This window comes from Sulfuricurvum sp. (assembly GCF_028712165.1).
Taxonomy (GTDB): domain Bacteria; phylum Campylobacterota; class Campylobacteria; order Campylobacterales; family Sulfurimonadaceae; genus Sulfuricurvum.
Genome location: NZ_JAQTQR010000100.1, coordinates 1 through 7,683, shown reverse-complemented (window position 1 = coordinate 7,683; position 7,683 = coordinate 1). Strand labels below are relative to the sequence as shown.

Below are 7,683 nucleotides of genomic sequence, written 5' to 3'. Positions count from 1 at the left end.
GAAAATATAATTTAATAGATGTAGCTATTGTTCCTGTAGTGGGAGTAGACGGGTCACTTCGCCGAGTAGGTTTCGGTAAAGGGATGTATGATCGATTTTTTCCGACCCTTAAAACCAAACCGTTTACGATTTTTATTCAATCATGTTCGTGTCGAACGATGCAAAAAGTATGTGATGATTATGATGTGCAAGGAGATCTGGTAATTACTCCCCATGGGGTGCAAAGCATGAGGAATACCAATGTTGAACGAACTACTCGTAGGAAGCGGCATAGCCGCTGTAAGCGGGCTAGTCGGATTTTTAATTTCAAAAAAGATTACCGCAACCCATTTTGATCTCTATTTGGAACAAGCACGTGCCAAATCCAAAGCGATTGAAAATGAAGCGCAAATGATTTTAGAACGTGCATCGATCCGATCACGCGAAATCGAAAAAGAAGCACAAAAACGGTACGACGAAACGTATGAACAAGTCAAAAAAGATTTATCGGATCGAGAAGAAAAGATTCACCATAATGAACGAGAATTTGAGTTTCTTCGACGTTCCGAAGAAGAAAAGCTCACATCAGAACGGGCTTTGATCGAAAACAGACGTCTGAATATAGAACGAAATGAACGTGCTTTAGAGAAATTAAAAGAAGACTACCACCAAAAAAGCGAACAAATGAAGGTGATTGTTGAGCAGCGTGCGCATCTTTCGGTGCATGAAGCAAAAACAATTTTATTGGAACAGGTACGTGAGGAATCACGTCTTGAATTGGCACGAAAAACACGTGAGTTGGAAGAGGAATCCAAAGAACAGCTTAAGCGCAAAGCAAATTATATATTAGCGCAAGCAACGTCACGGTTTGCCGGAGAGTACGCGGCGGAGCGCCTTATCAGTGTTATCCATTTGGATGATGATGAGCTGAAAGGGCGCATTATCGGCAAAGAGGGACGTAATATTAAAGCCCTCGAAATGGTCAGCGGTGTGGATATTATCATTGATGAGACTCCAAATGCCATTATTGTGAGTTCATTTAACCTCTATCGTCGTGCAATTGCTACGAAAACGATCGAGTTGTTGGTACAAGACGGGCGTATTCAGCCGGCGCGTATTGAAGAGGTATATCAAAAAGTATGCGATGAATTCGAAGAAGCAATGCAGCGTGAAGGGGAAGATATTATCCATGAGATGGGTCTTCAAGGGATTCATCCGGAGTTGATAAAACTGATCGGAAGACTCAAATACCGATCCAGTTACGGACAAAATGCCCTCGCACATACGCTTGAAGTGGCCCATTTGGCAGGGATCATGGCCTCAGAGATGGGGGGTGACGTCAAACTTGCACGTCGAGCCGGATTATTGCATGATATCGGTAAGACATTAACTCAGGAACATGGCGGAAGCCATGTTGATATTGGAGTGGAGCTTTGCCGTCGGTATAATGAAGATCCGGTTGTCATCAATGCGATTTATGCGCATCACGGGCATGAGGATATTAAAAGTATCGAGTGCGCGGCGGTATGTGCAGCCGATACCCTCTCGGCTGCCCGTCCGGGAGCACGGCGCGAAGTGTTGGAAAGCTTTTTACGCCGAGTCAGCGAAATCGAAGAGATTGCTACCCAAAAAGCGGGAGTGAAACAGGCGTACGCGATTAATGCAGGACGCGAAGTACGGGTTATTGTCAGTGCACAAAGCATCAATGATGACGAAACTGCTTTGATTGCTCGTGAAATCGCTGATGAAATTTCTCAAAAAGTACAATTCCCAGGTGAAATTAAAGTCAGTGTTATCCGTGAAAGTCGTGTTGTCGAGTATGCACGATGATCACGTATTAAATAACTATTTTATCAACAAATGTTATAATGTTGTGATATTAATACGCTATGATAGTTTAATTAAATGAAAAATTCAATGGAGAACAACCGTGAATAAAGAAGAGACTCTAACGCATTTACGAAATGCAAAAAAAGCACATATTACATGGGTTCATCGGGCACATGCTTTGATTGAAGGACTTCCTGTCGAAAAAGAGCAGGTTCCGGTGAGTTGTACGGATTGTAAATTCGGTCAATGGTTCTATGGCGAAGGACAAAGACTCAATATGATGCCGAGTATGGATTGTCTAAAAGAGATTGAGACTCTTCATTTTGAATTGCATGATACCTATATGAAGATTTTTAAGATTTATTTCGGAGATGAAGATCGATCTTTTTTCTCAAAAATTTTCGGTACCCGTAAAAAAGTATCTTCATTTAATCATGATATAGCTTTAGACTATTACAACCAGTTGAAAATAATTTCAGAGAAGTTAATTGCAACAATCGAGCGTTTGGAGAGAAGACTGTTCGCTCTCCAAGAAGGCAGTTTTGTTTAAAAAGCGACGACGATCATCCCTCTTAAATCTCCCATCTTGTATCCGGTTGCTTGATCTTCCGGATACGTCTCTTTTATCGCTTTAGCTAAAGGCGAATCTCCTGCAATATCACCGTGGCATTTCAAACACGCATCTTTGTTGATAACAATCGGCTTGTAATATACCGTATGACCATTTGAAAGTTTAGTGAGTTGATAAGCTGGAAGGGTTTCGCTGTTCTTGAGCATAGCCTGCCATTGATTCAAAATGGCTTTTTCTTCGAACGTTGCTGCATTGACCGGATTACGGTTTTGGATACTGACACGTTTAATGGCTGTGCCTGATTCTTTGGCGACTTGATCGGTTAAACTCAGAGCATTTTGGGAGCAAAAGTGAAGTGCAGCGATAGGACCGCCCGTTTGCATCTGTGTTTTAAGCTCGTTTCCGAGCTTTTGAACCAGCGTAGTTGATACTTCCGTCCCTTTTTGAATCATTTGTTCCTGGGTCAAAGGTTCGGCGATGAGAAGCGATGCGATAAAAAAGAGTGAAAATACGGCTAAGCGTTTCATTTTATATCCTTGGATTATAGTTAGCATAATTTTATCAAATTATATTTGATTGTTTTGATTAGCTTTTAATCTAAATGTGCCTCTTCAGAATCGTCATATGGATCGAGGTGGATAAGTGAGTATACGGTATTCTCCGGAAAGAGATTTTTAAAAGCCAGTTCGATACGATCTCCTACCATATGGGCATCATAGAGTGATGTACTGATGCTGAAAACGATATGGACGCTAATATAAATTTCTGACCCGGATTGACGTGTTCTGAGATCATGGTGACTGCTGATATCAAATTGGGAATTTAATACTTTATTGATTTTGGCAACACTCTGAGGATCCAATGCCGCATCCAGAAGCATCAAAACCCCTTCTTTTATGAGTGGAAAAGCGGAGTAAATCATATAGATACTGATACCGATCCCTAAAAGCGGATCTATAAAGGTGTATTCGGTAAAAGAGATTACGACCAAAGAGAGTAAAACCGCTCCGTTACTGAGTAAATCGGTTTTGTAGTGGAGTGCATCGGCCTGTATGACCATATTTCCCGTTTTTTTAGCCACCGAATTGAGAAAAAAGACGAGACCGGCCGTAATGATCAGTGAAGCTATCATCACACCGATAGAGATATCCAGATGATCTATCTCACTTCCCTGAACCATTTTAGATACAGCGGTATACAAAATGAAAAGTGCCGAGAGACTGATTATCGTCCCTTCGATTACTGCAGCAAGGGGTTCGAGTTTACGACGACCGAAGTTGAAATTTTCATCGGGTTCTTTATCGGAGTTGTGCAATGCAAAATAGTTAAAGAGTGAAACGACCGTATCCAGTAATGAATCGATCGCCGAAGCTAAGACGGCAACAGAACCGCTGATAATTCCTACAGTCAGTTTAAATGCTACCAATAAAAAGGCAATGGTTGTGGAGACAAGGGTGGCTTTTTTTTCTATACGCATGGCACCATTTTAGCCTAATATAGATAAAATTTCGAGATTATTGCAAGGAGTCAAGATGGATTTAGATGCGGTTCGGCAGGAACGTTCAAAATGGATGACATGGAAAAATATTGCTCCATTGCGGGATGCCTTGAATCAGCTGCCTGATATCAGTGTAACGGTTGATTTTGGGAACACGGTAAGCATTAAAACCGATGAAACGGTTGATCTTCCTGAACTCGAACGAATCGCACGTTTAATGATGCCGTGGCGAAAAGGGCCGTTTGATCTGTTCGGGCTTTTTATCGATACGGAATGGCGCAGTGATCTAAAATACAATTTCCTCCGTCCCCATTTTAATCTCAGTGGTAAAAAAGTGGCCGATATCGGATGTAATAACGGATATTATATGTTCCGTTTTCTCGAAGATATACCGGCTAAAGTCGTCGGTTTTGACCCTTCTGCTCTCTTTAAATCCCAATTTGACTTGATCAATCATTTTGTAAAAAGTGATATCGTCTATGAATTGTTAGGGGTAGAACATCTCCCGTTTTATGAAGAGAAATTCGATGTCATTTTTTGTCTGGGAGTTTTGTACCATCGCAGCGATCCGATTGCTATGCTCAAAACACTTCGTCAAGGACTGGAAGAGGGGGGAGAGGTGTATCTAGATACTTTTATTATCGACGGAGACGAACCGGTTGCTCTTTGTCCAAGCGAGAGTTATTCGAAGATCACCAACGTTTATTTTGTCCCAACGCTCAAAGCGCTGGAGAATTGGTGTATTCGTGCAGGTTTCACCTCTTTTGAGATATTGGGAACTGTCCTCACAACGGCGGATGAACAACGTAAAACGGATTGGATTGAATCGCAAAGCCTTGAAGATTTTCTCGATCCTGCCGATAGTACCAAAACAGTTGAAGGATATCCGGCACCGAAGCGTGGATACATACGGATCAAGAAAGGGTAATTTTGGCAAAAAATCGATCAGAAGAGTTGGAAGAAGAGACAGTTCAACCTGTCCATCAGCAAACGTCGCTTAACACTCATGAGAGAATCAATACCTCTTACAGCGGTGAGATTATGCGATTGGAAAAAGGGTTTGCTAAAGTAGCGTTAGAGACGAGTGAAGTGATGCGTGCCGATGAAGTGGGACTGGTACATGGAGGATTTATCTTCAGTGCGGCAGATTTTGCCGCAATGGCAGCGGTCAATGAGCCCAATGTCGTTTTAGCCGCGTGCAATTGTCTATTTTTAGCGCCGGTCAGAGTCGGAGATACCGTCACATTTGAAGCGACGGAACACCAGAAAGAAGGACGAAAACGCAACGTCACAGTACGCGGATTTGTCCATGATATCAAAGTATTTGAGGGAGAGTTTAAAACCGTCGTGACCGAGCGTCATGTACTGCGTCTCGATCTGATGAAAAACGTTGAAGGTTAACGTTAAACGACTCTAAGCCAGTAGTCAACATTCCTCTGTTCTGCTCGAACGGAGGTAGGATTGCCATGTCCGGGATAGAGCGGCTTATCAATCGTCCATGTCGCAAATTTTTTCAAGCTTTGGCGCATCGCCTCACCGTCCGAATAAGGGAAATCCCATCGTCCGATGGACCCTTCAAATAAAAAATCCCCGCTAAATATTGCATCTTCGATCTCAATCATCGAACATCCCGGACAATGGCCCGGGAAATGGTGAAACTTTACTTCAATCCCTTCAATCACAAAAGTTTGATCTCCGTCGACTTCGATATCCGGAGTCGATGGGGGCAATCCCGGCATCCATGTACTGTTTTGCAATAACATTATGTCCCCCTTTGGGGTATAGAGAGGGATGTTTAATTTTTTTTGCAGTTCACTGTTGCTCCACACATGGTCGAAATGACCGTGGGTATTGAGAATCGCCACCGGGTTTGTGACATTCGCCATAACCCATTCGGTCGCTCCCATCCCCGGATCGATGATGATATCTTTCCCGTCGATTTTTACAATATAGCAGTTTGTTTGATAGTCACCCATCGGGCGTTTGAGGATTTCCATAATAGGCTCTTTTTTTAGCAAGATTTTAGCATAATTAACATCATGGAACTTTACACAGCACTTGAATCAATTTTAACAACTTCGGCGCCGCAGGAAAAAATAGCTGCTTTTAGAGATTTTTACACGGCATATAAAAACGGTGAGATTACACGCGTAGCTGACAATCATCCGGTGGTTTTCACTTCTCCCTCTTACCGTGATTTTTGTACAGTCATCGATCCTAAAGAAGTTCCGAGACGTAATAAACTCGGTTCACAGCAAGGGCAAATATTACTGACACATGCGATCGCCCATATCGAATACAGTGCGATCGATTTGGCGCTGGATGCGGTGTATCGTTTTCGCGGATTGGGTGAGGAATTCGAGCGCGACTGGCTATCGGTCGCCGATGATGAAGTACGTCATTTTGAGATGATTGACGCTCTGCTGCTGGAACTTGGTAGTTATTACGGAGAATATCCGGTGCATGATGCACTGTTTGAGGCATCCATGCGGACATTGGATTTGGTTGAGCGCATGGCGGTAGTTCCCCGTTATCTTGAGGCAAACGGTCTGGATGCCACACCGTTGATATTGCAAAAACTCGCTCCTCACAGTTCCGATCCGATGGTCCAAAAGATTATAAGTGCTCTTCATATTATTTTAGATGAAGAGATCGATCATGTTCGAAAAGGGGACAAATGGTTCCTTTATGCGTGTGAGTCGGAAGGGAAAAACAGCAATACGTATTTTGAAATCATTGAAAAGCATTATCCCAACAGCTTTCCGCGAAGAGTTGATATCAACTGCGAGGCAAGACGCCAAGCCGGATTTGACAAAGAGGAACTGGAAAAAATTGCGTTTATAAAGTGTAAATAGTATTTTTTATATAGGTTACAATAAGGAATCTTCATAATAAAAAATAAAACGATATAATTTCTGTTTATTTTAAACAAGGTCTAATGATGATTACTTTCTTCTCTAAGCAAAAGGGTATTTTACTATCGGTTGCTCTGGCAACATTCATAACCGGATGTGGCGGAGGAGGTGGAGGCAGTTCAGCTTCAACATCAGATGCTATATTTCCCTCAAGTTCCGTATCCGCAATGGCTACAGATGATAATGCACAGCAGACAGCTGATGCTCTCGTTGGTGGTGTTTCAAGTGTTAGTGTTCCAAACACAACTACCCTTTTAGCAGTTTCTAGCGATGTTAACACCTCTTATACTAATAACCAATTTGAGATTGCAATGAAGCAATTAAAAAAAATTAAATTCAATGAACCTATCGCTCTAAATGCAACTGCTAGTAATAGTGAAACAACAAATTGCCAAGGTGGCGGGACGGAAACATTAACTTATAATATGACTTATAATGAGCAAACCTATGTTTCTACAGGTACCGTTACGATTACCAGTAACCAATGCAATGATGGCGTCACGACCACAAACGGAACAGTTAAATCTTCATCAAAGTGTACATCAGATGCAAATTCGCATGAATTATTAGGCTGTGAATACATGAATATGAGTTTTATTACGGATTTAACTACGAATTTCACTGGAGGAACATCAACAACATTAAAAGATTCAACTTTTAATATAGCTAATCTTACGGTGAATAATGGCTTATGGAGTGCTAGAACAAATACTAATACTGTAGTAGTTGAGAATGATAAAAAATACGGTTTGAAAGAGTTTACTGCAGATTTTAAAGAACTAGCGAACACTCAAAACAGTATGGATTATGTTTCAGGCAGTATCTATTTTGATCAATTATCAAAATACGTTTCGATAGATCCAAGTTATGACTGTACCACTACACCCTTT

General features: G+C 41.7%; 10 protein-coding genes. 7 read left to right on the top strand and 3 right to left on the bottom strand.

The features are described 5' to 3' along the window. The 3 genes from PHP90_RS13180 to PHP90_RS13170 all read left to right on the top strand — a co-directional run. On the top strand, positions 1-335 hold a 335-nt coding region (locus tag PHP90_RS13180; RefSeq protein ID WP_299930853.1), incomplete at its 5' end, for a 5-formyltetrahydrofolate cyclo-ligase. Further along, entirely contained in the window at positions 241-1,809 is a 1,569-nt protein-coding gene (gene rny / locus PHP90_RS13175; RefSeq protein ID WP_299930852.1) for a ribonuclease Y, read from the top strand. The genes PHP90_RS13180 and rny, both read left to right, overlap by 95 nt. Positions 1,810-1,909: 100 nt before the next feature. Continuing rightward, a complete protein-coding gene (locus PHP90_RS13170; protein ID WP_299930851.1) occupies positions 1,910-2,359 on the top strand; it encodes a CZB domain-containing protein in 450 nt (149 codons plus the stop codon). On the opposite strand, the gene PHP90_RS13165 is transcribed toward PHP90_RS13170, so the two are convergent. Together PHP90_RS13165 and PHP90_RS13160 are read right to left on the bottom strand one after the other, a co-directional pair. Continuing rightward, positions 2,356-2,907 carry a DUF3365 domain-containing protein gene (locus PHP90_RS13165; RefSeq protein ID WP_299930850.1) on the bottom strand — a complete coding sequence of 184 codons (552 nt, stop codon included), beginning with the start codon at positions 2,905-2,907 and terminating at the stop codon, positions 2,356-2,358. The two genes, PHP90_RS13170 and PHP90_RS13165, sit on opposite strands and share 4 nt — an antisense overlap. A 65-nt stretch (positions 2,908-2,972) precedes the next feature. Beyond that, entirely contained in the window at positions 2,973-3,857 is an 885-nt protein-coding gene (locus PHP90_RS13160; protein ID WP_299930848.1) for a cation diffusion facilitator family transporter, read from the bottom strand. Positions 3,858-3,912: 55 nt separating this feature from the next. On the opposite strand from PHP90_RS13160, the gene cmoB reads away from it, so the two are divergent. Continuing rightward, positions 3,913-4,806, top strand: a complete 894-nt coding sequence (gene cmoB, locus PHP90_RS13155) for a tRNA 5-methoxyuridine(34)/uridine 5-oxyacetic acid(34) synthase CmoB (RefSeq protein WP_299930846.1) — start codon at positions 3,913-3,915, stop codon at positions 4,804-4,806. Positions 4,807-4,808: 2 nt separating this feature from the next. Continuing rightward, positions 4,809-5,279, top strand: a complete 471-nt coding sequence (locus PHP90_RS13150) for a hotdog domain-containing protein (RefSeq protein WP_299930844.1) — start codon at positions 4,809-4,811, stop codon at positions 5,277-5,279. 2 nt (positions 5,280-5,281) lie between these two features. Here the strand turns inward: PHP90_RS13150 and PHP90_RS13145 are convergent, their stop codons facing one another. After that, positions 5,282-5,875, bottom strand: a complete 594-nt coding sequence (locus tag PHP90_RS13145) for an MBL fold metallo-hydrolase (protein ID WP_299930842.1) — start codon at positions 5,873-5,875, stop codon at positions 5,282-5,284. Positions 5,876-5,917: 42 nt separating this feature from the next. On the opposite strand from PHP90_RS13145, the gene PHP90_RS13140 reads away from it, so the two are divergent. Next, entirely contained in the window at positions 5,918-6,733 is an 816-nt protein-coding gene (locus PHP90_RS13140; RefSeq protein WP_299930840.1) for a ferritin-like domain-containing protein, read from the top strand. Positions 6,734-6,816: 83 nt separating this feature from the next. Then, positions 6,817-7,683, top strand: an 867-nt coding sequence (locus tag PHP90_RS13135; RefSeq protein WP_299930838.1) for a hypothetical protein, incomplete at its 3' end; no start/stop codon positions are given.

Bases quoted from the DNA above. Each gene is read 5' to 3' on its own strand.
- rny (WP_299930852.1), top strand. From the start codon at position 241: ATGTTGAACGAACTACTCGTAGGAAGCGGCATAGCCGCTGTAAGCGGG.
- PHP90_RS13165 (WP_299930850.1), bottom strand. From the start codon at position 2,907: ATGAAACGCTTAGCCGTATTTTCACTCTTTTTTATCGCATCGCTTCTC.
- PHP90_RS13160 (WP_299930848.1), bottom strand. From the start codon at position 3,857: ATGCGTATAGAAAAAAAAGCCACCCTTGTCTCCACAACCATTGCCTTT.
- cmoB (WP_299930846.1), top strand. From the start codon at position 3,913: ATGGATTTAGATGCGGTTCGGCAGGAACGTTCAAAATGGATGACATGG.
- PHP90_RS13145 (WP_299930842.1), bottom strand. From the start codon at position 5,875: ATGGAAATCCTCAAACGCCCGATGGGTGACTATCAAACAAACTGCTAT.
- PHP90_RS13140 (WP_299930840.1), top strand. From the start codon at position 5,918: ATGGAACTTTACACAGCACTTGAATCAATTTTAACAACTTCGGCGCCG.